The sequence below is a fragment of the Algoriphagus resistens genome (assembly GCF_001442615.1).
Classification (GTDB): Bacteria; Bacteroidota; Bacteroidia; order Cytophagales; family Cyclobacteriaceae; genus Algoriphagus; species Algoriphagus resistens.
The window spans coordinates 487,455-514,024 of sequence record NZ_LMXN01000001.1 but is presented as its reverse complement, the minus strand read 5'-3'; the positions used below and the strand labels follow the sequence as shown (position 1 = coordinate 514,024).

Annotated in this window: 21 protein-coding genes; 6 read left to right on the top strand and 15 right to left on the bottom strand. The window is 43.5% G+C overall.

Annotated features, from left to right (window positions below; translation table 11 throughout):
- Positions 1-51: 51 nt before the first annotated feature.
- The 7 genes from AS141_RS02140 to AS141_RS02110 all read right to left on the bottom strand — a co-directional run bounded on the left by AS141_RS02140 (position 52) and on the right by AS141_RS02110 (position 9,060).
- Positions 52-666: a PglD-related sugar-binding protein gene (locus tag AS141_RS02140; RefSeq protein ID WP_057935965.1), complete on the bottom strand. Its 615-nt coding sequence runs from the start codon at positions 664-666 to the stop codon at positions 52-54.
- Positions 667-725: 59 nt separating this feature from the next.
- Positions 726-2,045: a UDP-glucose dehydrogenase family protein gene (locus AS141_RS02135; protein ID WP_057935964.1), complete on the bottom strand. Its 1,320-nt coding sequence runs from the start codon at positions 2,043-2,045 to the stop codon at positions 726-728.
- 19 nt (positions 2,046-2,064) lie between these two features.
- Positions 2,065-4,662 (bottom strand): SLBB domain-containing protein, encoded by a 2,598-nt coding sequence (locus AS141_RS02130; protein WP_057936205.1) that lies wholly within the window; start codon positions 4,660-4,662, stop codon positions 2,065-2,067.
- A 172-nt stretch (positions 4,663-4,834) separates the two neighbouring features.
- Entirely contained in the window at positions 4,835-5,353 is a 519-nt protein-coding gene (locus AS141_RS02125) for a helix-turn-helix domain-containing protein (RefSeq protein WP_057935963.1), read from the bottom strand.
- Positions 5,354-5,467: 114 nt separating this feature from the next.
- A complete protein-coding gene (locus tag AS141_RS02120; RefSeq protein WP_057935962.1) occupies positions 5,468-5,839 on the bottom strand; it encodes a hypothetical protein in 372 nt (123 codons plus the stop codon).
- Positions 5,840-5,935: 96 nt separating this feature from the next.
- Positions 5,936-8,350 carry a penicillin acylase family protein gene (locus AS141_RS02115; protein WP_057935961.1) on the bottom strand — a complete coding sequence of 805 codons (2,415 nt, stop codon included), beginning with the start codon at positions 8,348-8,350 and terminating at the stop codon, positions 5,936-5,938.
- 134 nt (positions 8,351-8,484) lie between these two features.
- Positions 8,485-9,060 (bottom strand): DUF2911 domain-containing protein, encoded by a 576-nt coding sequence (locus AS141_RS02110; RefSeq protein WP_057935960.1) that lies wholly within the window; start codon positions 9,058-9,060, stop codon positions 8,485-8,487.
- Between the two features lie 235 nt (positions 9,061-9,295).
- Between AS141_RS02110 and AS141_RS02105 the strand changes: the two genes are divergently transcribed.
- From AS141_RS02105 to AS141_RS02095, 3 genes are all read left to right on the top strand, one after another.
- Positions 9,296-10,345 carry an endonuclease/exonuclease/phosphatase family protein gene (locus AS141_RS02105; RefSeq protein WP_057935959.1) on the top strand — a complete coding sequence of 350 codons (1,050 nt, stop codon included), beginning with the start codon at positions 9,296-9,298 and terminating at the stop codon, positions 10,343-10,345.
- A 123-nt stretch (positions 10,346-10,468) separates the two neighbouring features.
- A complete protein-coding gene (locus AS141_RS02100) occupies positions 10,469-11,263 on the top strand; it encodes a thymidylate synthase (protein WP_057935958.1) in 795 nt (264 codons plus the stop codon).
- 296 nt (positions 11,264-11,559) lie between these two features.
- Positions 11,560-11,946: a response regulator gene (locus AS141_RS02095; RefSeq protein WP_057935957.1), complete on the top strand. Its 387-nt coding sequence runs from the start codon at positions 11,560-11,562 to the stop codon at positions 11,944-11,946.
- Between the two features lie 22 nt (positions 11,947-11,968).
- On the opposite strand, the gene AS141_RS02090 is transcribed toward AS141_RS02095, so the two are convergent.
- The gene (locus tag AS141_RS02090) at positions 11,969-12,376 is read right to left on the bottom strand and encodes a GNAT family N-acetyltransferase (protein ID WP_057935956.1); all 408 of its coding nucleotides are present in this window, start codon (positions 12,374-12,376) and stop codon (positions 11,969-11,971) included.
- A 24-nt stretch (positions 12,377-12,400) separates the two neighbouring features.
- Here AS141_RS02090 and AS141_RS02085 point away from each other — a divergent pair, with 24 nt between their 5' ends.
- Complete coding sequence (locus AS141_RS02085) at positions 12,401-12,661, top strand: hypothetical protein (protein WP_057935955.1); 261 nt, start codon at positions 12,401-12,403, stop codon at positions 12,659-12,661.
- Between the two features lie 6 nt (positions 12,662-12,667).
- Here AS141_RS02085 and AS141_RS02080 read toward each other — a convergent pair whose 3' ends face one another.
- The 5 genes from AS141_RS02080 to AS141_RS02060 form a co-directional block, all read right to left on the bottom strand.
- The gene (locus AS141_RS02080; protein WP_232424793.1) at positions 12,668-12,958 is read right to left on the bottom strand and encodes a GNAT family N-acetyltransferase; all 291 of its coding nucleotides are present in this window, start codon (positions 12,956-12,958) and stop codon (positions 12,668-12,670) included.
- Between the two features lie 5 nt (positions 12,959-12,963).
- Positions 12,964-13,383, bottom strand: coding sequence for a VOC family protein (locus AS141_RS02075; RefSeq protein ID WP_057935954.1), 420 nt, complete (start codon positions 13,381-13,383; stop codon positions 12,964-12,966).
- Between the two features lie 178 nt (positions 13,384-13,561).
- The gene (locus tag AS141_RS02070; RefSeq protein ID WP_082632160.1) at positions 13,562-14,818 is read right to left on the bottom strand and encodes a DEAD/DEAH box helicase; all 1,257 of its coding nucleotides are present in this window, start codon (positions 14,816-14,818) and stop codon (positions 13,562-13,564) included.
- A 121-nt stretch (positions 14,819-14,939) separates the two neighbouring features.
- Positions 14,940-15,308: a DUF2116 family Zn-ribbon domain-containing protein gene (locus AS141_RS02065; protein ID WP_057935952.1), complete on the bottom strand. Its 369-nt coding sequence runs from the start codon at positions 15,306-15,308 to the stop codon at positions 14,940-14,942.
- 85 nt (positions 15,309-15,393) lie between these two features.
- Complete coding sequence (locus AS141_RS02060; RefSeq protein ID WP_057935951.1) at positions 15,394-18,057, bottom strand: PQQ-dependent sugar dehydrogenase; 2,664 nt, start codon at positions 18,055-18,057, stop codon at positions 15,394-15,396.
- A 266-nt stretch (positions 18,058-18,323) separates the two neighbouring features.
- Here AS141_RS02060 and AS141_RS02055 point away from each other — a divergent pair, with 266 nt between their 5' ends.
- Together AS141_RS02055 and AS141_RS02050 are read left to right on the top strand one after the other, a co-directional pair.
- The gene (locus AS141_RS02055; RefSeq protein WP_057935950.1) at positions 18,324-19,574 is read left to right on the top strand and encodes an LVIVD repeat-containing protein; all 1,251 of its coding nucleotides are present in this window, start codon (positions 18,324-18,326) and stop codon (positions 19,572-19,574) included.
- Positions 19,575-19,581: 7 nt separating this feature from the next.
- Positions 19,582-20,205 (top strand): hypothetical protein, encoded by a 624-nt coding sequence (locus AS141_RS02050; RefSeq protein ID WP_057935949.1) that lies wholly within the window; start codon positions 19,582-19,584, stop codon positions 20,203-20,205.
- A 167-nt stretch (positions 20,206-20,372) separates the two neighbouring features.
- Here the strand turns inward: AS141_RS02050 and AS141_RS02045 are convergent, their stop codons facing one another.
- Both AS141_RS02045 and AS141_RS02040 read right to left on the bottom strand, forming a co-directional pair.
- Positions 20,373-23,237: a PD-(D/E)XK nuclease family protein gene (locus tag AS141_RS02045; protein WP_057935948.1), complete on the bottom strand. Its 2,865-nt coding sequence runs from the start codon at positions 23,235-23,237 to the stop codon at positions 20,373-20,375.
- Entirely contained in the window at positions 23,230-26,448 is a 3,219-nt protein-coding gene (locus AS141_RS02040; RefSeq protein WP_057935947.1) for a UvrD-helicase domain-containing protein, read from the bottom strand. The genes AS141_RS02045 and AS141_RS02040 overlap by 8 nt, the downstream gene beginning before the upstream one ends.
- Positions 26,449-26,570: the final 122 nt, after the last annotated feature.

Sequence of the window (26,570 nt, the reverse complement as noted above, 5' to 3'; positions counted from 1 at the left end):
GTTTACGTTTAGGAATTCACCTGGATTTATGAATGATTTAACTTGATTTAATTAAGTATTCGACTTTGCCGGTACCCCTTTTAACACCTGGCCAGCGGTGCAATTCTTGGTTACCACCGAACCGGCTCCCACAATTACCCCATCTCCCAATGTTACCCCAGGCAATATAATTGCACCGGCACCCAATCTACAAAATGAACCGACTTTTGTCCCCCCCAGTAAAATTGCCTTAGGCCCAATTTCAGAAAATTCCCCCACTTGGCTCTCGTGATGAATCTGGGCGCCGGTATTGATTAAAACTCCTGTTCCAATAGTTACCTCCGGACCCACGAAAGTCAAAGGCATTAAATCCCCATGTCCTACTTCCGTTCCGAAAACACCTGAAAAGTCCAACCAGTCCGGGTTTCCGCCTAAGGCAATAAAAAGATCAAAAAACTTCCTTCTCAAAATGGGGTTCCCAACTCCTAAGCAGAAGCTGGAATTGCTTTCTAAGCGGGATTTAATATGTTCTTTTGAAGAATAAACGGGAAACCTCCGCTCTTTCCAGCGGACTGCATCAATCGATGTATCCTCATCAAAAAAGCATATGGACAAAGGATCATACCCTGCATTGATCAACAAAAACAAAATTTCCTTCCCATGCCCCCCAGCCCCTACAATCACCATATAACTTCCATCAAAACATAATAATGCCCTTGAGTTGATCCCAAGGGCAATTCATTTTATTAGTTGGATCCGATGTTGTAAACTTCAAAATCAAGCGTCTTCAGGTATTTTCTGTCGTAGATATTTCTCCCGTCGAAGATCACTTTGTTTTTCATAAGCCTTCCTACCACATCCCAACTTGGGATACGGAATTCTGACCATTCAGTCACTAACAATAACGCATCCGCATCCACCAAAGCGTCATAGGCATCGGTGCAGTAAGTCACCTTGTCAAAGATGTAATGAGCTCTGGCTTCCTCCATAGCTACCGGGTCATAAGCCCTCACTGTGGCTCCGGCTGCTCTCAACTCGTCGATAATTACCCCCGCAGGGGCTTCACGCATATCATCTGTATTAGGCTTGAAGCTCAACCCCCACATCGCAAAGGTCATTCCTGATAAGTCCTCTCCAAAATGGCTTTTCACCTTATTGGCCAGCACATGTTTCTGATCCTCGTTTACATCCTCCACAGCCTGGAGTACCCTCAGGTCATAGCCATACTGCCTGGCTGTTTTGATGATCGCTTTTACATCTTTTGGAAAGCAGGAACCACCGTATCCCACTCCTGGAAAGATGAATTTATTTCCTATCCTTGGATCCGACCCTATTCCTCTTCTCACCATATTCGCATCAGCACCTACCAATTCACATAGATTTGCAATATCGTTCATAAAAGAAATCTTGGTGGCCAGCATGGCATTCGCCGCATATTTGGTCATCTCTGCTGATGGAATATCCATGTATATGATACGTTCTCCACTGAGTTGGAAAGGCTTGTACAAACGCTTCATGATCTCCTCTGCGCGCCCATCGTCAACACCTATGACAATCCTGTCCGGCTTCAGGAAATCTTCCACTGCTGCCCCTTCCTTAAGGAATTCAGGATTGGAAGCAACAGCAAAGGGAAGATCAGATCCCCTTTTTCCCAGAGCAGATTTGATGGTCCCCCTAACTTTTTCGCCTGTGGTCACAGGCACAGTGCTCTTGGTTGCCACTACGATGTAGTCAGTCATTTTGGTTCCGATCTCATCTGCTACTGCAAGAACATACTTCAAGTCAGCAGAACCATCCTCACCCGGAGGAGTGCCTACGGCGATAAATGCTACTGATGCACCTTGAATGGCTTCACCTAAATCTGTAGAGAATTTCAGTCTACCACTCTTGAAATTCCGGATCACAATCTCTTCCAGACCAGGCTCATAAATTGGCATAATGCCCTGTTTCAGCTTGTTGATTTTATTCTGATCGATGTCAACACAGGTCACTTCGATCCCAACATCTGCAAAACATGCTCCCGATACCAAGCCTACATAGCCGGTTCCCACTACAGCGATTTTCATAAAGTAATTCTGTTATTTATTATAGTAATCTGTCAATTAAAATCCCCAGAGTTGCCAGGCTTGAGGCCAGACCAATCCACCCGGCAGCACTCAACCTATCCCTGTCAGGCTTGGTAGGCACAACTATTTCAGCTCCCGGCTCAAGTTCTGGATAAATTTTAATCCCTAGGAAATTATGGGTACTTTTCGCATCGCCGTTTGCATAAACCACATAGGTTTTTGACTTTCTTGCTTTTTCTGTAAACCCACCGGCCTTGGAGATATAATTTTTAAGGTTGTTTTTTTTATCAAATCTGGTAGTGGTGGGCAATAGTACTTCCCCTACCATCCTTACTGTTTGCAGTTCCTTTGGAATCCGTATTATATCACCTTCCATAAGGATCAAATCATCTTCTGATCCGGGGTTCCTCATAATTTCAACCAAGTCAATCCCAACGAAATCCTGCTTTTTCATACGGACTGCATTCAATGCAGAATCCAACCTCAGAGAATCCATAGCTGAAAAACTAGCTGACATTTTCTGTTCCTGGGCTTCCTGCTCTTTTAATCGAAGTTCCTGCTCATTCTTGGTTATCTTTTCATCAATTCTTTCAAAAAGCATCCTCTCTGCTTCGTTTGTTGATCTATTAACAGAAGAATCTAAGTTTTCTTTTATTTCCTTAAGTAATTCTATTCGTTTTTCTTCTTCTGACAAATCTTCAAAGTATACCGTTCTCCTAACCAAACTGGCACCTTCAGGATAAGCGAATTGGGACAATCCCCCTGCACGTTTGATTACATCAGAGATCCGCTCGTTTGCCGCCGCTATCGCAAAATCGCCCGGATAGATTACTTCTCCCTGGATAGTTACCAGTTGCTCCCGTTCGAATCCTAAACTTCTTCTGATAAAAACGTGATCGAACGGTTGAAGAGGCTGGTTTTTTTCTTCTTCTGTTAGTTCTAAGTCTGGATCAATGGATAATGTTTTTATCTCAGCAATTTTGCCTGAAGATGCATCTTTCACCCTTCGGGCTATCTCAATGGAAGAATTTGTAGCTGATTCCAGCATTCCCCCTGACCTTAAAATAAGATCTCCCACAGTCATGTCTGCCGCAAAGGGATAGGTGCCTGGAGAATTGATCTCCCCTGATATTTTCACATAATACTCTTCCTGAATATCATACCTGCTTGGAACAAACAAAAGATCCTCATTTTTCAAAGGAACATCCTGCACAGTTCCGTCCAATATACCTTTCAGGTCAAGGGGTTCAGCAGCCAGCGTCAAATCAGCACTGGTCCTATATAAAGTAGCTCGGGTGGAAAAGGCTTCCGGCTTAAGCCCCTGGGCTTTTTCAATCAGTCCTTTTACTGTCAACCCGCTTTCATCCAGGGAATATTCACCCGGACGGGTGACAGATCCTGTCACCTGTACCCGGTTGGAAAACCGGTCTAAGGCCTCTCCGATCAATATCTCATCACCGTCCCTTAGAGAAAAGGAACCAAACTCGGTTGAAGGGACATCTACCACCTTGCGTTGATTGTTTTCTATCCTTCGTACAGTTACCCTGTCCCTATAAGCCAAACTGGTGAAACCGCCTGTATAGACATATAAGTCGGCTAAGGATTCACTGGGTTTCACTTCAAAAAGACCTTCTCTACGTACCGGTCCGATAATTTCAATGCGGGTTTCTACCGCAGGAACTATCACTACGTCATTGTCTTGGAGCGTGATATTTGAACTTTGATCACCCTTTGATAGAAATTCATAAATATCTACCGTGGCTACTAATCTACTGTCCCGATATACCTGGATTTTCCTGAAGGCACCATTTTCATTCGGTCCCCCCGCTGCGTATAGCCCATTAAAAACTGTAGCAAATGACGGCAAAGTGTAGGTTCCCGGCTTGGTCAACTCCCCAACCATTGAAACTTTGATGGAACGGATATTCCCCAGTCTTAATTGGATAAATGTATTTGGGTCGGCACCGTTCATGCCTGAATATATTCTCCCCAGTGCAGTTTTGATTCTTGATGTGGCTGCTGCAATAGTTGAACCTCCTACCTGCACCGGGCCAACATTTGGAATGAATACCCTTCCCTCTGGAGTGACATTAAGGTCGTAAGACTGTTGAGATGCACCATATACATCGAGCAACAATTGATCTCCGGATCCGATCACATAGGATTGGGGGGTTGGGATATTCAGACTAGGATTGAAATTGAGCTCTCTGTTATGAAACAATTTGTATCCAAAAATCTTCTTCTGCTTAGTAGTCAAGTCATAGTATGGGTCAGACCTGCGTATGGAGTCAAACATATCAGGTTCTTGAAATCCATTAACAGACCTACCGGCGCCTCCGTCCTGACTTTCGCTTTGAGGCTTGGCAGAATGCTGGAGTTCATTGATCCGCTTGCCTAATTTGGCAGCCTCCATGGCAGGCATTCCACGCTCACGTGCCAACGCTGTCAGCTGGTTGGTGGTAAGACCATTTGATTCCGCCCGTTTAATCAATTGTTCAATTTGAGCATCGGACAAGTCGTCTACCTTAAGATTTTGGATATCGGAAAGACTCTGACTTTGCGCTGCAAAGGCCACCAATAAAAAGATCGCCAGCGCGAGGCACTTCCTAAGATCAATTAACCAAGTGTATTTTTTCAATTCAATGATTTTCGTGTTCACTTCAATTTTCACTAATAAACCAACTGCTAATTTCTGATTTTTACTCAATTCTCAAACAATTCCGCACAGCTTCGCCCTTTCAGTCACAAATTGTGCCTATCCTCAATCACACTACCTTACTCCGAGCTTACTACGCTCCCACTTCCTTGTCAAACAAAACCAGCCCGGTGGAAAGCATCTTCTCAGGTAGCAATGTCAATACCACTTTTCGATCTATCATTTCCTCTATCTTATTTGATAGATTTAAAATGTAATTCTCATTCAAGTTATCACCGGTAACCACTACGTCGATTTTACCCGAATCGATACCTCTTGAAAGGTCGCCAACTAAAATTACTTGACTAACCTCTCCCATTCGCTCGAGGATTTGCTCAAGTAACTTGTCTAATCCCAAATACTTACGAATGATTTCTTGAATATTTGAGAAAAAAGGATGTTTCACATTTGCCTTATAGGCAATTTTGTTCTTATCTGACTCTTTTACCAAAAACCCTGCTTGGGTTAAATTATTCAATTCTTTGCGGATTGCATTGGTGGACTCTCCAAACTCATCAGCCAATCCTCTCAGATGGCTTTGCGTTTTGGAGTTGACAAAAAACTTAACAAGTAGCCTCAACCTTGTCTTTGAGGTAATTAGGGACTCTAGCATAAAAATTCACCACAATAGTGAGTAACAAAGGTACTCATTGCTATGAATTGGAAAAATAAAAATGTGTTTTTGATTAAGAATAACGGTTTTTAACTATTTCTTTTTTTATACCATTTATCGCCCATAAATGTTATCGGGCTTTCTTTTAAGGAGTTTTCTGAACAGGCTTCCCGCTAATGCGCTAAAAGCCCCAAGGAAAAAACCCAATACTCCAGTGATGGCAAACAAGGTGATTTCATCCCCTAGCCCCATCAGTTCACTCATTTTTTCAGGCAGCTGACTGCCGGTGACTGAACTGATATAGACACTTTGTCCCATCCAGGCCAGCCCCATACCCAATCCTCCTGCGAAAAAAGCCCCTCCAGCTTTGTTTCCAACTGCAGCAGCTAGGATTGCTAAAAGTATCATTACAGCCCAATAAGGCAGAAATGGATTAACTATCAGGACAAGCAAAGCGGTGAGAACAGTCAATAAAATAAACTTCATATAATCATTTTTTGATTTTCAAAGGTCCTATGGAATCTCGGGCGTTGTTTAAGCTTCCCAATGTGTGACGTTTTTGTCATGCCCTATTCAGAATTCTTAGTTTAAGATCGTTTGAAACAACACACCTTCTTTTTGATCCTGGGTTCTCTGATTGAAATCCAGGTATTCTCCATTTGCCCACTTCTGGATGAAATTACTGTAATATTTACTTCCTGGATTGCCCGATTGCCCCCCGGGATATATCCCATATGCCTTGACTTCGGTACCCAATTCCACAACCATCCTCCAGCTTGCACCGTGTCGGGCACTGGTAGCATTCAGGATTCCCGAACCTCCCCCAGTGTATACATTCTCCACAGAAAATGACTTAAACTGGGGAACAAGGTGTTGAATTGTTGTCTTTTTGTAATTAGCCCATGAAAAATCACCTTCCTCTGTTTCCCACTTCTTCATGTCGGCAAGCATTTCTATGAAGCCTTGCTTTACATGTACCGCAGCAGTTTCCATTTCCGGGGTATTTTTTAGATCAAACACAGCTCCACTTGGTTCATCCTTCATGAAAAGTACAGTTTGATAATAGCTCGGAAGTACGACCGGTGCAGGATTTCCTGAGAGTTCTTTCCAGATTTGACTGTACGTTTTCCTCCACCAGAGATAAAATAATGTTGGCGCCTTTTGATTGGGATCGGCGTAAAAATCCCATTCTTTCAATAAGGCAAGATACTTTTTCGCATCTGCGTCATTTTCATATTCACTTCCTAACAGATCCAGCATGGTTGGCAGAGCTTCAGCAGCATGCAGATAGTAATCGTCAAATTGAAGTCCCTGCATATCCTCCACGGTAATGCTATTCATCTCTCGAAGTCTGCTGTTCAACCGACGGTTTCTATAGAACTCATAACTGTTGTCGAATACATAATAGGGATAGGTGGAGTCAGTAGGATGCTGGTTCGCCGAGCTGACAAACCCTCGGGAAGGATTCAAGGTACTGGCATTCTGCTCATTTGGAATATAGCCCTGCCATTCCATCCCCGGATCTGCCCCATCCATAAAGAACTTACCTTGTCCTCTCCACTTAAGTGGGAATTTCCCCTGGATCCGCATGGCGATATCCCCATCTCTGGAAGCAAAAACAAAGTTCTGGGCAGGTGCAGTAAAATTATCCAAGGCAAGGTTATAGTCGTCATGGTCTTTGGCAGAATTCAGCAACAGGAATGTTTTCTGCTCATTAGAGCCTTCATGTACATTCCATTTCAATGCAAAATTTACATCCTGACGCTTCGAATTGAAGGTTTTGTCATAAACTACAGGTCCATAATGGGTATAAACCACGGTATCCAGAAACGCCTTTTCACCTTTCACTTTAATTTCTTCTATTCTGAAAGTGGTCTGCCTCCACTTGTCTGCATAGCGGTAAGCTTTTCTGGATTTATCCTGAAAAGTGATTTTGTACCAATCCCGAGTATCTCTTGTGGCATTGGTAACACCCCATGCGATATGATTGTTAAACCCGGATATCACACCCAATGCCCCAGGAAGGGTAGCTCCTTTTACTGAATGTTGGGGGGTTGTCAGTTGCATGGAATACCAAAGTGAAGGAAGGTTCAGACTTAAGTGTGGATCATTGGCCAAAATCGGATTGCCACTTTTTGTCTTCGAGCCGGATACTGCCCAGTTATTGGAGCCGGTTCCTTCTTCAGGTTGGGGCAAGGGAGCTACTACCAATTGGTCATCAGGGTAAGCAATGCTATCGGGACGCGTCACTGGCAGCGGTTTGAAATCCCACTTGTGCCCGCACTCGATGATAGGCTCTACCCCATCTGGATACTCGGAATAAAGTTTATCCAGCATGACATCACCCAGGATTTTACGCAGATTGGAATACTCCAGATCCCGGTCACCTACCAACATATCGGTCATGTATTTCAATAGAAGGATGGATTTGAAAGCCGACCAATGTTCCGGTCGATAATTCAGGATTTTATATTCTACAGGTAGCCTGGCATCTGAGAGCTGGTCAATGTATTGGTTTACCCCATCTGCATAAGCTTCTAATAAGAGATAGGATTCAGGATCATTCTCCCTGATAAATTCCATACCCTTTTCAGCTCCATAGGCCAAGCCTTTTCTTCGGGTCATTCTGTCCAGCTCTATAGCCAGCGGCCCGACAATTTCGGAGATTCTACCTGCTGCAGCCATCGTCTGGAATTCCATCTGCCAAAGCCTGTGCTTTGCTGTAATGTATCCTTGGGCCCGGTATAAGTCAGCCTGGTCTGTTGCAAAAATATGGGGGATAAGATTCTCATCGTAAATTACCTTTACCTCGTTGCTCAGCTTATTGAGCACCAGCTCATCCTCAGCCAACCTATCCTCAGAGATGCTGTTTTGCCAAAAGCCATGATTTGGGTCAAGTAAGGGAGCTAAGGGCGGAACAGCTCCAAATGGTCTGGAAACTGCAATGGCCAGGGCGATTGTCAGAGCCAGGACAACTAAAAAGCTTACATACTTCATTACATCGGTTTTAGGTAGAAGGACGAATTTAAGCCAATCTGATAATTAGTAAGCGCACTAAGATACCCTTTTGACTCCTTCAATTAAAAAAGCCCCTAATTATGCACTAGGGGCCTCAAATTGGATTGATATACTTAATTGATGCTGATAGGGAGTTTAAGCTTCTCCCAGCGAATAACCAGCCCAGGGCTTTCTATTTCCATTGACAATGACTCTTCATTACCTTCTTCCCAAACCGGAACCACTTCAACTCTCAGCACATCGTTTTTTTCGTCGTATTGAAAATGGCCATGTTCAAGATTCCATTCAGAATTAAAGATCACTGTCCAGGGACCATTCTCTTTGGGTATGGTAAACAAAGAGTACTTACCGGCAGGCAATTTTTTGCCTTCCACCGTCATATCCTCGGACAATTCAACATAGGAAGCTTCATTCGCTCCTGTTCTCCACACCACATTATAGGGAACCAGATCTCCCCATAATTGCCTGCCTTTTACTGCGGGAGAACCATACTGCACTTTAAATGCCTTGCCGGCAATCTGACCTTCTTTGACCATTAAAGGACTTGGCCGAGATTCTTCCGTTTCCGCAGCTTCCTTTGTCTCTGCAGCCACATCAGAGGCTGTGGATTCAGAAGTCTTTGATTTATTGCAGGAAGCAAAAACCATAGCAACCATTGCTGCCGTTAAGATAGTCTGGTATGTCTTCATAGGGGATAATTTTCTATCGAAATAACTAATTATTGGCAAATGAGCAAATTTCAAGCCTCTCTTTCATCATTATACAGGAATCATTTGCTTCATTGGCAAATCTTCTACCTTTACAAACTAGTTAAATGATTTCTGGAAATCAATTCCCACTTGGATCGAAGATTGCTCAGATGCTACAAGATGCATAGTGGACTCATGATTTATTGCTTACTTAATACCTGATTTATTTTAATTCATGAAAGTCATTACCTGGCTCATTTTTGCCGTCACACTGCTATTGTTTGCTAGTGTCTATATCTCTCCGGAGTATTTTCATTACGTTGGGTTGTTGCCGTTTTTCATTCCTGTGTTTTTACTGCTGAATCTCCTCCTTTTGGTGATCCTGATATTATCCTGGAGAAAACTGGCCATTCTACCACTGCTTTCTTTGCTCATTGGCTATAAATTCTTTCTTGCCACATTCCAGATCCATCCAAAAAATGAAAGTGCTGAAGGACTTAAAGTGCTTACCTACAACGCACACATGTTCTATTACAAGCCGAAAAGTGAGATAAGCCCAGATTCGAATGTGCTCTCTTGGCTACAGGATCAGCCGGCAGACGTAAAGGTGTTCCAGGAATTTTTGCAGGATAATACCACTCCCTCAAAGGATGCTGTGAAAATCCTCGGAGAAAATTCAAACTATAAGGTATCTTATCACATCACTGATGGAAATCCTAACAGAAGATCAAACGGTCTTGCTATTTTCTCAAAATACCCCATTATCAATGACGGAAAGGTATTTAATTCGCAGGGTACAAACGGGGCAATTTTTGCAGATATTCTTGTAAACAGCGACACAATCCGTATCTATAATGCGCACTTGGAGTCGATGAGAATTGATTCTGATAGGCTGGAAAATTTAGAGGGAGTCAAAGAAAACTATAGACAGACCTTAGGTAAACTTCATAGGGGAAGCTTAGCCCGGAGCAAGCAGCTCAATGTGCTCCTGGAACATATGAACAACAGTCCCCATCCATTGATCCTGATGGGTGACCTGAATGAAATCCCTTATTCATATACCTATTTTAGATTAAGTGAAAATTATGAGAATGCTTTTGAAACTGCGGGAAGAGGCTTCGGTTTCACTTACAATCGTATTCTTTTTTTCCTGAGGATCGATCATATTTTTTCAAGCAAAAAGCTAAAAGCAGTTCAATTCAGAACCCACCGGGAAGTAGATTATTCTGATCATTACCCTGTATCAGCTACTTTCACTTGGGACGGTTTTGAAAAAAAGCAATAAACTGGTTATTCCCTGATTTTTTTCCGCATCCTTACTAATGGGTTAAAAAGCAAAAACGATAAATCAATTCCATTTATTAGCTGAACTGATTAACTTGCCAAAACTTAAAATCAGACAAAAAAGATGAAGCAATACCACGATTTGATGCGAAAAATCCTAGATGAAGGAGTGGTAAAAGGAGATAGAACAGGAACCGGAACCCGGAGTATTTTCGGTCATCAGATGAGGTTTGATCTTTCTAAGGGCTTTCCGGTGGTCACGACCAAAAAACTACATCTCCGCTCGATTATCATTGAACTCCTTTGGTTTTTAAAAGGCGATTCAAACATCAAATTCCTCAACGATAACAAGGTGTCTATCTGGAACGAATGGGCTGATGAGAATGGAGATCTGGGACCTGTCTATGGCTATCAGTGGAGACACTGGCCTGATGGCAAGGGGGGAGAAATCGATCAAATCAAAAACCTTATCCATCAGATCAAAACAAAACCGGATAGCCGCAGACATATTGTAAGTGCCTGGAATGTAGCTGATGTGGACAATATGGCCTTACCTCCATGCCATACGATCTTCCAGTTTTATGTCGCAAATGGGAAATTAAGCTGCCAGCTGTATCAGCGAAGTGCTGATGTTTTTCTTGGCGTCCCTTTCAACATCGCCTCCTACGCCTTATTTACCATGATGGTAGCCCAGGTGTGCGGACTGGAACCAGGCGAGTTTGTCCACACGTTTGGAGATGCGCATTTGTATGCCAATCATCTGGAGCAGGCCGAATTGCAGCTAAGCAGAGAGCTCAAAGAATTGCCCACTATGAAAATCAATCCTGACGTGACTGATATTTTTGAGTTTAGCTATGAGGACTTTGAGTTACTCAACTACAATCCGCATCCCCACATTAAGGCCGCAGTGGCAGTTTGACTTGATCAGCCATTCAAAGAAAAAGCACTGAAATTATATCAGGGCTTTTTCTTTGGTACTATGCTGCTGCTCAGCGGATATGCCTCCACCCAGCCGATGGTTTTGGACTTTAGTATGACTCAGTGAGTAGTAGCAATCATTAAAATAAATAGGCTTCAGATATATTTTAAATGTAAAAAGTAGAAGTCATTTATTTCTACCTTAAAATAAAAAAGATAGTTAAACTTTTTTCTTGAATCAGTAATAATTGTATTTTGGCTATAATATAAGAGCAGCTTTTCACCTCTATTCTCTAAATGATCCAATTTGACACCATTTTTCTAGTGGATGATGATCCCATAAATAATCTAATCAATAAAAGACTACTAGGGAAAGTCGATATTGCAAAGGATATAGTTGAATTTCTTGAAGGTGAGGAAGCCTTACTTAAACTCAATGATATTGATGTAAATGAATCCATTCTCATTTTTTTAGACATAAATATGCCTGTCCTGAATGGATGGGAATTTCTGGATAAATACCAAGAAATCCACGCGGAGCGATCAGACAAAATAGTCATCCTCTCCAGTTCAATTGACTACCAGGATAGATTTAAAGCCCAGGGATATAAGATCGTTTCCGGATTTTTGGAGAAGCCTTTGACATTGGATAAAATAAAAAGTCAGATCGAGAAATACAAGTAAGCTTTTCCCTTCCCAACCCAAGTTAGCCAAGCGACTCACCTTCCTTCAACTGAAAGCAACGGTCATGTACCGTAAAACCAAGCTTCTGATAAAACCGGATAGCATCTTCGGCGGCAAAAAGAATCAACCTGGCCCCCGGAGCCAAACTCCTTGCAAACTTTATCATGCCCCTGCCTATTCCTTCATTCTGCCTTGAAGAAATCACTGCCAAATCCGCGATGAATGTTCGATACGAAAAATCAGTCAACGCACGAAGAACCCCTACAATTTCCCCTTGTTCCTTTGCCACGATCACCAAATTGGAATTCCGGAGCATCCGTTCCAGATGAGCTGCATCATTCATTGGTCTTCTTTTCCCCAATCCCGAATCATCCAATACATGGATGAAAATCCTCAGTGGTAAATTCTTTTCTATTTCGTAGCAAACCATTACTTTGAAGGAAATTTGTTAACAATGACAGGAGGAGCCGGCTTCAGTGTCTCAGGGATTAAATCTTCGAAGGAAAACCGAAATTTAGGAAAAATACGTCCAAAACCTTCAAATCCAGAGGGGGCTTCCAGAGAGAAAAATATGGACAAAGCTGACCTAAAAAGCATTGATGAAAGTATCAAATTCAGAACAGGCAGATATACTACCTTCTCCAAAAGCGGCTACTTTTTCATACTGATGGTCGTGCTGACATTGGTTTGGATAGGCTGGACCCTCTTTTTTTAGCGCAGACTAGTTCAGCACATCCCTCAGCTCTTCCCTCTTCTTAAACACCGACTTTGCAAACGGACAGAGCGGAATAACTTTGATCCCTTCTTTACGAACAAAGTCCACCAACTCATCCAGCAACTTCCCTCCGATTCCCTGGCCTTTCAAACTTTCATCTACTTCTGTATGCTCGATGATCATTTTCTTTGGGCCAGCCATCACATAGACCATTTCAGCGAAACGCTTCGCCCCTTCTTCCAAATAAAAAGAACCTCTTTTACCATCAAACTCGTGCTCGATCACAATTTTGCCCATTACGCTTAGTTTTTTGTTCTACCTACGACTAATTCATCATAAACCTCATCTATTGGTTCCCAGAGCTCAATACTGTGCCCATCCGGGTCAAGAATATGCACGAACTTTCCATATTCGGTATCTTCAATCTCATCCAAAATAATCACGCCTTCAGCCTTTAACCCGCTCACCAGTTCCACCAGATTTTCCACACGGTAGTTGATCATAAAGTCTTTTTTCGAAGGGTTGAAATAAGTGGTATCCTCTTTCATCGGTGACCACTGGGTAAAGCCTTTATGTTCTGGCTTTTCAGAATTTCTCCACTCAAAAGCGGTCCCGTACTGATCCGTATTCAGCCCTAAATGCGTTTGATACCAAGACTTGGTTTTGTCTGGATCTTTCACTTTGAAAAATATACCCCCTATTCCTGTGACACGTTTTTTCATTTATTGTCCTATTCTATTTTGGAGCATCAATATAATGAAATCAAAGATTCCTGGAATTAAAATCATCTATCAAATTAAGCAGGTCAACTAAGCTGTTCGAAAAAAAAGCGACTTCTTTGATAGCCTATCAAATTGGCTTTTACCCCTCCCCCCACAAACTGCTACTGACCCCTGTTTTCTAATTCGCTTCTTCAATCTTTACTTTCACTTTTTTCACCCGTTCGTTTTTCAGTTTTGGTATAAGCTTCTGCACCAGGTTACTTTTCACAGCCACATAGGATGCAAAGTCCATGATGGTGATCAACCCGATTTCAGAACTGCTTAATCCTCCTTTCTTGGTAAGCATTCCGACAATATCGCCCTTGCTCACCTTGTCTTTTTTACCTGCACTCATATAGAGACAAGTCCATTGCTGCGGCATTGGTGGGATAAGGTTTTCACTGACTTTGAATTCCTCAATATACTCATCAATGTATGGTGGTCTAGCTTCATCATTTGCCAGGATCATATACGACAGACCCTGCGCATGCATCCGGGCTGTACGCCCGTTTCTATGGATAAAAGCATCTTCCTTCGGTGGTAGCTGGTAATGCACAACATGCCTGATTTCTGGAATGTCCAGTCCCCGGGAAGCTAGATCTGTGGAGATCAATAAATTGGTGACTTTACTTCGAAAACGGATCAGGTTCTTTTCCCGGTCTATTTGTTCCAATCCACCATGAAGTACGGAATGAAAATAGCCGTAGTCATTCAGCAAGGTGCTTAGTCTGTCCACAGCATCTCTATGGTTGCAAAAAACAATGCACGAATCATTCTGAAACCCCGCTACCAATCGCATCAACGTCTCCCCTTTTTCCTTGCTTGAACTGTGCACGAGCTTAAGTTCCAATTTGGACGCTACCGCATCCCGAAGGAAATTTACTGTGCGGTGGGCTACAAATGGCAGAAAATCAGGCATACGTTTTAATACAGTTGCTGAGGTAAGCAAATGCCTTTGTTGCCCATTTAGCGCTCCAAAAATCACTCTCAGCTGCTCATGAAAGCCCATTTGAAGTGATTTATCAAACTCATCCAACACCACTGTATGGATAGTTTTCGGGTCAAAAGATTCTCGCTCTATATGGTCTGCCAGCCTCCCTGGGGTACCTATAATTACCGCAGGAGCTTCGCCCAGACTGTTTGATTCCAATTTGGAAGAATGTCCACCATAAACGGTACTCACCCGGAAGCTGGTTTTCATGGCCTTGAAAACCTGTTCGATCTGAATTGCTAATTCCCGGGAAGGTACAATAACCAGCGCCTGGACTTCTCTTACATTTTCTTTCAAGGAATTAAGAAGAGGAATCAAAAATGCGACTGTCTTACCCGAGCCAGTCGGAGACAGCAATACAATATGGGGGTTTTTAGCAACCCTGGAGATAAACTCTGATTGCATTTCGTTGAGATTTGCAATAGAAAGGCTTTTGAGATACCGGGCCGTGGATTCTTGAATAGTTTCTGACACCCCCAAAAGTACCTAATTCCTTTGAGCTATGCGCCCAATCTGATCCCTGTCCCTAAACTTCCTTCTCCTTCACTACCAAAAACCAATCGTTTTCCAGTTCCAGATAGCCGTAGTCATAGCAATAATGGTAGATATTACCCTTTTTGGTTTCGTAGAGATGGGTGAAATATTTGAATTGAAAGCCATCTCTGAGCAAACGGTCTCTGGTTGTTTTGCCCATTTCTTCTCCAGTTGGAATTATGCTTTCGAGTATTTTGCGGTTCTTCTTCAGGCTGTGGTTTACGCGACGGATGTAATTGGTGGAAAAGGCATTTTGCTGATTGTTGTAGGAATTTCTACACTGATCATCACAGAATTTTTTGTCGATTCTACCCTGGATCACTGCATTACAGTTTAAACAGTGTTTTTTCTCAGTTGCCATACGCTGAAAAGTTTAATCCAATTTAACCAATTAGTTTTAAAAACAACCGCTTCAAAGGCCAATTGGGTTAAAACTTCCGGCCTGATCATCTATCAAATTTTAGCGTATTCAGGTTAAATGTACTCCAGATCGAAATTGCATCTTCGCTTACATAGACAAAATATAAATCACCATAGTAATCAGAACCGGAAATAGAAATCGAAGCATCAAACCAACCTGCTTCTGTGTCTTTGGCAGGCCGGGAGTCTTTGCTCAACATCCCTGATTCTGCTAGCAATTCCCCGTCTGGAGTTCCAGCTCTTACCTGGAGCTTTCCTCTCGTATTACCCGGCATGATAGATAAGGTGATTTTCTGTAGCTGACTTAGATCAATTGCCTTAAACAACAGCCAGGAACCGGATTCCGTAAATTGCACGTAGTGCTCATCCTCAGGATTAGCCCTGGCCGCTCCCTGTAAACCATCTGCGCTGTATGCCGGGACGGTTGTATTTCTCAATTTCAGCTGATCCGTTGTTTTTATTGATGGAATTCCATTGGCACCCTGATCCTCATAGGAGGCCTGAATAATATAAAACCCATCCGGATTCCCAGTATTTTCAATGATATAATTCCCGGAAGCCGGCATACCGGATAGGGCTTTTGGATTGGCTATGCCCAACACAAAATCTACCATCTGCCCCACCCTGTCCTCATCCAGGTGGGTATGCCCTGGCATGACCTGCTCTCCCCAGACACCAGACCCACCATTTTTTACCTTATCAACCAGGTAGGATTTTGCGTTCGGATCATTTTTGTATTTCTCCGATACTGACCTGTAATCCGGCCCCACTGAAGCGTTGTTGATTCCGTGGCAGGCTTTGCAGCCTGCTTCATTAATGTAAGTTTCTCCAATGCTCAGCACTTCTTGCTGATGTCCGGTTTCTATCAGATCATATCCACCTTCCAGGTAATCGACTGTCAAGCTGATCTGGGAAGTTTCAATTTCCCCATCTTCCTTATCTGTAGCAGATACGCTGTACCCAACGCTCTCCTTTCCGAAATAAAAGCTCCGGTTTCCTTTCCAATCAATTGAAACTATAGGCGCCTCATTCCCTACTTTTACTTCCAAAAAGGAGCTGGCCGACTCCACATTCTGGTCAGTGGCAGTCAGTGTAACCTTGTAAATTCCCGCAGAGTCAAAGGTATAGGTAGGGTTTTCTTCTGTGGAAGATGATCCGTTTTCCCCAAATTCCCATAGGTAGGTCACCTGATCATCCAGGTCTGGATCCGATGTTCCCCTTGAGGAAAATGCAACTGTGAGGGGCGCTGCCCCTTGAATTTGGTCAGCTGAGATTTTCACTTCAGGTTTTCTGTTTCCTTCGGAAAAAACAATTCTGTACAAACCCGAATCGTCATTGTTCGCGCGCCAAAAAGTACCGTATTCCAATACATACAAGGAACCGTCTTTTGCAAACTGCATATCCATAGGCTTCTCAAAATGTGTCTCCGGCATAAACCGCTCCATGGTATCGTATTCAAAATTCTCCGTCAGACGAACGGTAAAAATCCAGTTTCGCATCCAGTCATAGATGAACAGCTTACCATGGTAGTATCCTGGAAATCTCACCTCAGAATCCTCATAATCTTCCCGATAATACACCTGCCCGGCCATGGCATTTCTGCCACCTTGACCCAGCATCGGGAATTCTTCTGACTCCGCATAGGGATAGTAAATCAGGGCCGGCCGGGCTTCGGGAAGGATTTCCATTCCCGTATTGTTTGGCGAGGTATTTTTTGGAGCGGTGGGATCAAATTGAAACAGGCTTTCACCTGTAGCAAAATCATACTTCCAATAGGCGTAATTCTTTCCGACAAAATATGGCCAGCCATAATATCCAGGGCCTGTGGCCACATTGATTTCATCATACCCCCTGGGTCCGCGGCCTTCTTTATCTTCAGATCCGTCAGGTCCTACTTCACCCCAGTACAAATTCCCGTTATGGCTGTCGATCGAAAATCTAAATGGATTTCTGTTGCCCTTCACATAGATTTCCGGACGGCTTTTAGGCGTGCCAACGGGAAATAAATTTCCTTCTGGAATTGAATAACCGCCCTCCGGGTTTGGTTTGATCCGAAGAATCGCTCCGCGCAAATCGTTGGTGTTTCCCGAACTTCTCTGGGCATCCACATTCCTGGGCTGATCCTGGCGCTCGTCTATAGGACTAAAATTACCCGACTCAAAAGGAGTAGAATCATCCCCTATTCCCAGGTAGAGATTTCCCTGGGCATCGAATTCCAGCCCTCCACCGGAATGGCAGCATCCCCGATAAATATCCACATCCAAAATCACAACCTCGGAAGCCAGGTCCAGCTTATTGTCCACAAAGTCAAACCGCGAAATCCTGTTCAGAGCTGGCTCTGAAACCGGAGCATAATAAAGATACAACCAGTGATTAGTTTCAAAATCCGGATCCTTGGCCATTCCCATCAAACCGTCTTCCCGCTCCGGGAACACCTCCAATTCCCCAACCACAGAAGTTGCTCCTGATTCTTGCTGAAAAAGCTTCAGCGTACCGTGTCTCTCTATAATCAGTACATCGCCGTTATCCAGCACCTCTATTTCCATGGGTTCATTGAAATTTCCGGCCAGTGGAATCTTTGTGAACCTCGATTCATCCGGTTTCACAGTAGCAAAGGGATCTTCTTCTTTTGTATTACAACCCAACGCACTTACACAACATACTGCAAACAGAAGCAGGTACTTTCTCATTTGAATGACTGGTTATTTCAGGCCTTGAAGGTAAAGAAAATTGAAAATCCAGGGGTATGATTTTGATCAGTGGCTTTAATTTCAGCCTAGTAAATTTCCTTCTAATAAAAAAATAGCTCAGGAATCTTTAGCGCAAACCTAAGCTGATTCCGGGGCTTACAGAGAAGATTAATATAAAATCAAATTTCCCTAACTTCCTGTGTAGCATATTATTGTTCGGTTTCGTATAAAGAATATATACATTTCTACCGCTAAACTCGATCTACATGAAATCCATCTTTACGCACTACTCCCTACTCTTCTTGCTGTCGGTTTTGGTATTTTCTTCCTGCCATGATGAAGTCACGACCTCATACACCTATCACACGATGATGCCTGTTTACTATGAAATGAGTGACATCAGGGCAAGAACCATCACTACTGAGCCTGCTAAACCGCTAGATAATCCGGGTAAAATTTACATTTACGGGGATTATCTTTTTATCAATGAGCCTACTAAGGGAATTCACATCCTGGACAATGAAGATCCTGCCAACCCCATCAATTTAAGCTTTATACCCATTGCGGGTAATGTAGACATGGCTGTCAATGGAAACATCCTTTACGCGGACAATTATGTTGATCTATTGGCTTTTGACATCAGTAAAATTGCCAACATCCAGCTTATCAAACGGGTAGAAGATGTCTTTACCCATATGTATTATCACCAGACCGGAGAAATCATCACATTTAAAGACACGGTTATCACTACAGAAAACCCTGATTGGCTGATGGAGGGTGGATGGATGATGGATGCTAGCATGAGTTTTTCTGCCAATTTATCAGCCGCTTCCCAAAACTATGGCACAGGTGGATCTATGGCTAGATTTACACTTTCAAATGAACACTTATATGCGGTAGATCAATCTACCTTGCGTGTATTTGATGTAGCACAGCCGGCAGACCCTTCTTTTGTCAAACCCATTGACCTGGGCTGGGGAATCGAAACAATCTTTCCTTTTGGGGACAAGCTATTTATCGGATCCAATGTCGGTATGCACATCTATGATGCCAGCACTCCGAATTCCCCTACCCGCATGGCCGTGTACGAGCATGTCCAGGCTTGTGACCCGGTGGTAGTCAATGACGATTATGCCTTTGTGACGCTGAGGAATGGCAATACATGTTGGAATGGCGCAAATGAACTTCAGGTGATCGACATCAAAGACCTCTATAACCCAACCCTTAAGAAGTCCTACCCTATGCTCAACCCCCACGGATTGGGACTGGCAGGAGAATACCTCTTTATAGCCGAGGGAACCCATGGGCTGAAAAGCTTTAATGTAGGCGATGTGATGGCCATTGACCAAAACCAACTTGAGTTTCTAACCGATCAAAAGTCAGTAGACCTTATCCCCGGACCCAAATCCCTAATTGTCATTGGCCCGGATGGGGTATGCCAATTTGATTATAGTAATCCATCCCAACTTAAAAAACTCAGCTGTATCCAGGTTAAAAACCCAATTAATTTTTATTAATCTACCAATGAATAGAATTTTAGTACTTTTCTTCTCAGGGATTCTTCTGTTCAGTCTCAAAGGTACTGCCCAGGATAAATTATACTTTGGACAGACTGAAATCGGTGCCTTGGTGGGCCGCAGCGAAGAGCAATGGGACGGGAATTATAAAAGGCGGGTTGATGTCAGTCTCATGAGTTTCCATGGTGTGCGTGTCTCCAAAAACCAGGTGGTGGGATTTTCTGTCGGATTTGATCAATACAACGATATCTCGATTATTCCAATCGCACTGGGATGGCGGGGATTTCTGGGAAAAGATGGAAAACCTAACTTTTTTGGGGGCCTGGATCTGGGGGGTGGCACTGCGGTATTGGAGAAAAAAGTGAGTGATGAATGGAGCAAAAGCTGGTATAAAGGTGGATTTTTAGTCAGTCCCTCTGTGGGCATCAGCTTTCCTTCTTTAAAAAGCAAAACCGCCTTTTCATTCAGTCTTGCCTACAAAAGGCAGGAAATCACTCATTTTCGGGGAAGCTTGTCAAGTCCCGGAATACAAACAATCGCTTCAGACAAACTGCCTCCAGGGTATAGTTCTATGACAGAAAACAGCTTTCTGTTCCGCAGTCTTGTACTCCGGTTGGGAATTATGTATTGAACGTGTATGGATGAGCTCCATGAGCTCATCGTCCGGTTTCCACTGTTGAAATCGAGCATGACCCAAGCGCTACACGGTTGCTTGATCAGTTAATTGCGCTATGCTTCCCAACTCAGTTCGCCGCAGGCTATCTGACAGTTGAAACCCATGTTTAAACAGAGGAATGGTTACCTTCCGCATAGCTCCCTATACGGACAATATTCACATTTCTTCAAGTCCTCCGTCTGGTCAAAAGGGATTTCCGGATTGTAGATATCCTCCAGCAGTTCCTTTAATCCGGCGATGTATTCCTGCTCAAACTGTCGGTAATCATTGACTTCAACCCCTTCCTTTCTGGGCAGTTTCTGTTGCAGGTAAGGATTGAAATCATCACCAAACATTTCCCTGAGGTTGAAGATGGCAGGTTTTAGGGGCAGTAGGTTCTCAGGATGTGTCGCCTGATAGATCAACCCATAAAACATCGTCTGCATCGCCGCCTTATTGCGTGATTTATTTTCCCGATCAAAAAGTGAAGGGATATCAGGAAAGGTCTTGTTGTCCTGCCCGGATTTATAGTCTATCAACCTTACGGATCCATTGTGCTCATCCACCCGGTCAATAATCCCCTTTAATGAAACTGTCTGCTTTCCATTATCTGTTTCTATCGCTATCCCTGCAGTGTATTTTTTCTCTTTTTCAAGAGAAATCAATCGAAATGGCGCAGATTCCCTATCAATGTTCAAAATCTGATGCAGGTATTTCTGAAGTACATCCCGGGCTATCGCCATCTGACCGTTCAGTTTGGTATCTGCCTCCCCTTCCAGATGATAGAACTGACGAATGGCTTTTTCAATTGCCGGAAAAACCCAATTCTTATTCAATTCATCAAAATCCCCCTTTTCCACCAAAGCTCTACCCTTTCGTTTTGCAAAATCCTGATACAATATCTCCATACTCAGGTGGGCCAGATTCCCAAAAACAGCTGCATCAATCTCTTCGCTTACTTCCTGTTTCTCCTGGATATTCGCCAGATACTGCAGATAAAATTTCAATCGGCAATCCAGGAAAACACTCAGTGCCGAAGGTGAAAAGGAAGTTTGGGAAAATCCGTTTTCATCCATGAGGTACTTGTCCAGCAAGCCTAAAACTTCATTGTCCTTTTGAATGGTGATAGCTTTCGGTGCCTTCTGATCAATAGGAATAAAAAGTACTTCATCTTCCATTTCTCTTCCTAACTCCACTGCCATTTGCTGGATGTACCGGCTCTTCTCGCCGGCTTTTCCCTGATCAGAAGCCGTGGTGTAAATCATGTGGACTTCCTCCGCGCTATGCAAAAGCCGATAAAATGTATAGGCATAAATCGAGTCATTCTGCTCCTGTACCGGCAGACCGAATGCCTTGCGGATATTGAATGGAATCATCGAGTTCAAACCCGCCGAAGGGGGGAAACTATCCTCATTCATAGTGCAGATGATCACCCGTTTAAAATCAAGGTTCCGGGATTCCAGCACACCCATGATCTGCAACCCTTGGAGTGGCTCCCCCTCAAATGGCAGTTTTACCTCCCGGAAAACCTGGCGAAAAAGCCGGATAAAAAACTCCCTGTTAATACTAAGGATATCCTGGCCCTCAAAAATCTCCCTCAAACGCGTCAACTGCTTAAAGCACTGATAAAGATAGGAACGCTGTAACGGCTCCTCTTTCAGGCGATCAGCAAGAGCTTCCATCAAAACAGCCAAATAGGAGAAAAGAGAAGTGTTCTCCAACTTTTGGAAAATCAGCTGATAAAGCAAACCGCCCTGATGCAGCTTTTCCGCAGAAACATGAATTTGGTTCAAACGCTGCATTTCCTCCAATAGTCTCTCAGCAAAGCCAGGATTTATGCTTTTTAGGTAAATTGAACTCAACAGGTTTTTGACAGCAGTATGATAAAATAAAACCTTTCCATCCTCTTCCTTGATGAACCGCTGCATTTCCAGAACTGCCTCCAAAAAAGAATAGACCGGAGCATTTTTCACAGGATAGCCCATAGTCACGTTTACCTTATCCACTTGCTCGGGCAAGGTGTGCAATACCGGGAACAGCATCTGTTCATCCGGCAATATCACCACGGTTTCCTCCCAGGCTTCTCCTGAAGGTATTTTCTCTAAAATGGAGCCTACCAGATTCGCCTGGTTGGTCTTCAGCGGAGTAGCATAAGTTTTTATGCTGGCCTTTCTGTCTTCAATCTGAGATGGGATGTGCTCTGGAAAAGTAGGCCCAAATATCTTGTCTTTTTGATAATCACGGAAAAACAGACCTGCTTCCTGTACTTTATCTTCCAGATAATAGGCATCCACATCCCAATAGATCCGGGCATCAAATTCAGCCAGGTAATGCTTCAACAATACCTCTTCGGTCTTCGTGAAAGCATTAAATCCTATAAAATGATGGATCTTTTCCGGGCGGGAGATTGTATGCAGAGATTCTGCCACTTTTCTATAAAGCATTCCCGGATATGCCAGGCCGGATACAGCCAAAGAACCTTGAAAACTGGTATACAGCGGACTGAGCAACTGCCAGAACTTCAAAAATTTCTCCTGGTGTTCCCTGTCCTGACGAACGAAAGAAGACCAGAATTGCCTGATCAACTCGACTTGACTTTCGTTCAGAAAGCTCAGATCCGACTCCAGTTCCTTGATTTCGGACAAGTGATGGTAGAGCTTGCCGGCATCAGCCATAAACTGGTCTACATCATTGAAATCCTTGAGGATCATTTCCCCCCAGAAATAAAACCGATCAAAGGTCTCAGCCTCCGGGTTGAGATCCTGATATACACGAAACAGTTCAAAAATTAAGGTCAGCTCATCTGCCGGCCGGTTTCCTGCCAATTCATAGAAGATCTCCTCGATCGTTTTCACTTCCGGCATCCAGGAAGGTTCTGAAATCAGGCTTCCGAGATGCTGGATAAAAAACAATCCTGCACGTCTATTGGGCAACACGACCGTAAGTTTCTGCAGATCTGCCCCGCTTTCAAGAATTTCCTTTGCTGTATTTCTTAAAAAACTATGCATAAACCTCCTCGATTAATCCTGTTTCTAAATAACATAAATAGCCTTTGGTGGGCTTTTTAGAGAGGGTTGAGACAAGCGACATGTACTCCCGAACCTGGGTAGCATAGCGGCCTTGGGCTTCCCCTGTTTTAAAATCCACAACCACCGCTTCTGTTTCATTCAATACAATGCGGTCCGGTCTTTTTTGCTTTCCTCCGGGAAGAAGAATCCCTTGCTCGGACAATAAAACTCCTTCTGTCCCAAACCAAGATGCAAAAACCGGGTCCTTGAAAAGATGTTCCAGCTGGCTTTGTACAAGTTGCTTTTCGGTCTCATTCAATCTTCCTTCAAAGTAAAATGTCTGCAAATTCTGCAAAGCAGCCGGTTTATCCGAAGAAAGCTCCAATATCTCATGCACTATCAAACCAAACTTCTGCTTCTTCCGATGCTCCATTCCTTCGGCAGAAAAATCCACCGCATACTTCTTTAAAGTCAGGACTTCAGACCAGTTTTTATAGGTCCAACGAAGCTCGGGAGACTGATTTGGAAGTAAGTTTTTCACCTGATTATCCGGCCAATTTCCAAATTCGAATATTTTTGACCACGGGTCATAATATGAAATCAAACGCAGACTTGCATCCGGATCTATGTGTGACTGGACCAATTGCTGTAGCTGAACCTCCATAGAATTCTGCGATCCTATTTTCTCTTTATAAGGGACATAACCTATAAACACGTCCTCTGCCCTGGTGAGGGCGACATATAGCATATTCAAACTGTCCAGGTATGCCATAGTCGCTTCTTCGGCATAGGTTTCCCTGAAATCCGAATTCGCCAGCCCACCGTTAAGGGTCAAAGGAATGATAGCTGAAAGTCCTTTTTCCCTATCCTCAAAAGGCGACCAGACTACATTTCCCTTAGTTGTATCGAAGATCGTCCACTTCAGAAAAGGCATTACAACAACTTTAAATTGCAGACCTTTAGATTTATGTATGGTCAGGATCCTCATCGCATTATGCCCGTCGGGAATTTTCACAGTACGCTTCGACTTATTGATTTCCCACCATTCCAGAAATCCGCTCAAATCAGCCCGGTTGTTTGCGGTGAAGTCATAAACAGCCTCCTTAAATCCCGAGATATAAGCTTTCTCCAAATCCAGTTCCATCAAGCCGAGCACTTTGATCAGCTCTTCCAAAGCTTCCATTAAAGGCAACTGAAGCATCAATATCTCTTTTTCCTGAAAAGCTTTGACCTTGTTTTCCAGGTATGAAGGCATTTTATCCAAGGCAAAAAGTTCATGGTTGACCGGCGCGTCCATCAGCACCGCCAGGTAATACCACATGGTTTTATACTGCACTTTGTCAGCTGGATTGTGCAAGTAATTGAAGCCGGAAACCAGGGCTTTCACCGAGGCTGCTTTACCCAGGTACATAGACTCATCCGAGAGCACATCGAAGCTATACCGGGGATCCGGATTATCTGCCCCATACCTCATCAGGTGATCTGCTATAGCCTCTCCCTCCGACTTTCTTCTGACCAGAAAGGCGATGTCTTCCAGTTCATACCCATGATCCTGCAGTTCCATGACCAATACCGGTAACCTGGACAGAACCAACTCATCGAAATTGCCCTCTTCTTCCTCATCTTTTGGATCTACAAACTCCAGTTTCACTTTACCTTTGAATGCAGATTTTGCCTTTTTTGGGGAAACCTTTTGAAAGGAATCTGAATAGGCCTGGGAAAGAATCTGTGGATTCCCTACACCGTAGGCCGTACTTAATGCCTGCTCCATAGAAGCTGGCAAAGCCTTGAAAACCGCATTATTGAAATTGATAATATTTGGAAGACTGCGAAAATTCGTATCCAGGTTCTCCAATTGAACCGTTTCCTTTCCCAGTTCATCTTCCACCTGGGAAAGCAGTAATTTCATCTCTCCTCCCCGCCAACGATAGATGGACTGCTTCACATCCCCGACCAGCAAATTGGTCTGGCCATTTCCAAGTGAGTTTTCCAAAAGCGGTTTAAAACTGTCCCACTGGAAGCCTGAAGTATCCTGAAACTCATCAATGAGGTAGTTTTTGTACTGATTCCCTACTTTCTCATAGATAAAAGGTGTGTCATTTCCTTTGGTTATTTCCTTCAGAAATTCGTTGGCATCCGAAATCAGGAGAATGTTTTCTTCGTCTTTGATCAGGGTAAGTTCATCGAGAAGATTTCGGAAAACACCATAGACATAACTGTTCTTTGCAATTGCCTGCAGCGTATTCCATTTGGAAGCCAAAGCCACAATTTGATGTAAAATCTGGTTCAGCCCCTGGTCATAGGCAGCTAAAATCGCATCAATCTGCTTGCTGGACTTTGAAAACCAGGTATCGGGATTATCAATTTTTCCGAGTTGGGAGTCAGTAAGAATGGGTACCGGCTGATTTCGATCCCCTAATTTTTCAAACAGTCTTGCAAACGACCTTGAGCCCCCGGCAAAATCGGTCCATTCCAGACCCGTTGAAATGCGGATCAATTCTGCCTGCTTTCCCAGATCCTTTGAAATTTCAACTATCTCATTTTTGCGCTCCCTGACGAAGGACTGTAGTAAAGTAATATTTTCCTTATCCTTGAGAAACTGCTTGATTTCAGGAGCATATTTCTTGAAATCTTCCTGGAAAATCTGTTGACCAAGACCGCGGATATTACGTCTGATGTCCCAGGATTTTCCGTTTTGGATCTGCTCATAGGCATAATCCACCAACCATTTGTGAAGGAATTCATCTTCCATCACAAGCATCACCACCCGGTCCACGACGCGCTCCAGCACAGCCAGCTGGTCCAATTCCACATCAAATTTGGCATTCAGATCTATCTCCCTGGCGAAAGCACGAACTACTTTCTGAAAGAAACTATCAATGGTGCTGACTGAAAATCTTCCGTAATCATGTAAAATCGCTGTCAGCGTCTGCTTCGCCAATACGTTCAGCCCTGCCTCATCGACTTTCAGCGAGCCCATCAATTCTGCGTCCATCTTCTCCAGCGGGTTCACCTGATTCCTTAGCCTTTTCAGCTCTTCTATTATCCGCTCCTTCATCTCCTGGGTAGCCTTATTGGTAAAGGTCACCGCGAGAATCTGCTTGAAAGCATGCGGACTTTGTAAGGCCAGTTTGAGGTACTCCAAGGTAAGCGTATAGGTCTTCCCAGAGCCGGCGGAGGATTTGTAGATAATGAAAGGTTTTTGTTCCATGGGGGAAAAGTAAGGCAACTAAGATAAGGAAGGGCAAAGGAAATCGCCGTTTATAAAATCAATTTTGACGCAAAATGTCATAATAATTCCGGAAGGCAACTTTTCCGCTATGCATTGCAATT

What these genes read in the sequence shown, in the direction of transcription:
- AS141_RS02085 (WP_057935955.1), top strand. Translation starts at nt 12,401, where the DNA reads ATGACAGGAGGAGCCGGCTTCAGTGTCTCAGGGATTAAATCTTCGAAG.
- AS141_RS02105 (WP_057935959.1), top strand. Translation starts at nt 9,296, where the DNA reads ATGAAAGTCATTACCTGGCTCATTTTTGCCGTCACACTGCTATTGTTT.
- AS141_RS02115 (WP_057935961.1), bottom strand. Translation starts at nt 8,350, where the DNA reads ATGAAGTATGTAAGCTTTTTAGTTGTCCTGGCTCTGACAATCGCCCTG.
- AS141_RS02090 (WP_057935956.1), bottom strand. Translation starts at nt 12,376, where the DNA reads ATGGTTTGCTACGAAATAGAAAAGAATTTACCACTGAGGATTTTCATC.
- AS141_RS02055 (WP_057935950.1), top strand. Translation starts at nt 18,324, where the DNA reads ATGAAATCCATCTTTACGCACTACTCCCTACTCTTCTTGCTGTCGGTT.
- AS141_RS02060 (WP_057935951.1), bottom strand. Translation starts at nt 18,057, where the DNA reads ATGAGAAAGTACCTGCTTCTGTTTGCAGTATGTTGTGTAAGTGCGTTG.
- AS141_RS02040 (WP_057935947.1), bottom strand. Translation starts at nt 26,448, where the DNA reads ATGGAACAAAAACCTTTCATTATCTACAAATCCTCCGCCGGCTCTGGG.
- AS141_RS02065 (WP_057935952.1), bottom strand. Translation starts at nt 15,308, where the DNA reads ATGGCAACTGAGAAAAAACACTGTTTAAACTGTAATGCAGTGATCCAG.
- AS141_RS02070 (WP_082632160.1), bottom strand. Translation starts at nt 14,818, where the DNA reads ATGCAATCAGAGTTTATCTCCAGGGTTGCTAAAAACCCCCATATTGTA.
- AS141_RS02100 (WP_057935958.1), top strand. Translation starts at nt 10,469, where the DNA reads ATGAAGCAATACCACGATTTGATGCGAAAAATCCTAGATGAAGGAGTG.
- AS141_RS02140 (WP_057935965.1), bottom strand. Translation starts at nt 666, where the DNA reads ATGGTGATTGTAGGGGCTGGGGGGCATGGGAAGGAAATTTTGTTTTTG.
- AS141_RS02075 (WP_057935954.1), bottom strand. Translation starts at nt 13,383, where the DNA reads ATGAAAAAACGTGTCACAGGAATAGGGGGTATATTTTTCAAAGTGAAA.
- AS141_RS02110 (WP_057935960.1), bottom strand. Translation starts at nt 9,060, where the DNA reads ATGAAGACATACCAGACTATCTTAACGGCAGCAATGGTTGCTATGGTT.
- AS141_RS02050 (WP_057935949.1), top strand. Translation starts at nt 19,582, where the DNA reads ATGAATAGAATTTTAGTACTTTTCTTCTCAGGGATTCTTCTGTTCAGT.
- AS141_RS02135 (WP_057935964.1), bottom strand. Translation starts at nt 2,045, where the DNA reads ATGAAAATCGCTGTAGTGGGAACCGGCTATGTAGGCTTGGTATCGGGA.
- AS141_RS02045 (WP_057935948.1), bottom strand. Translation starts at nt 23,237, where the DNA reads ATGCATAGTTTTTTAAGAAATACAGCAAAGGAAATTCTTGAAAGCGGG.
- AS141_RS02120 (WP_057935962.1), bottom strand. Translation starts at nt 5,839, where the DNA reads ATGAAGTTTATTTTATTGACTGTTCTCACCGCTTTGCTTGTCCTGATA.
- AS141_RS02125 (WP_057935963.1), bottom strand. Translation starts at nt 5,353, where the DNA reads ATGCTAGAGTCCCTAATTACCTCAAAGACAAGGTTGAGGCTACTTGTT.
- AS141_RS02080 (WP_232424793.1), bottom strand. Translation starts at nt 12,958, where the DNA reads ATGGGCAAAATTGTGATCGAGCACGAGTTTGATGGTAAAAGAGGTTCT.
- AS141_RS02095 (WP_057935957.1), top strand. Translation starts at nt 11,560, where the DNA reads ATGATCCAATTTGACACCATTTTTCTAGTGGATGATGATCCCATAAAT.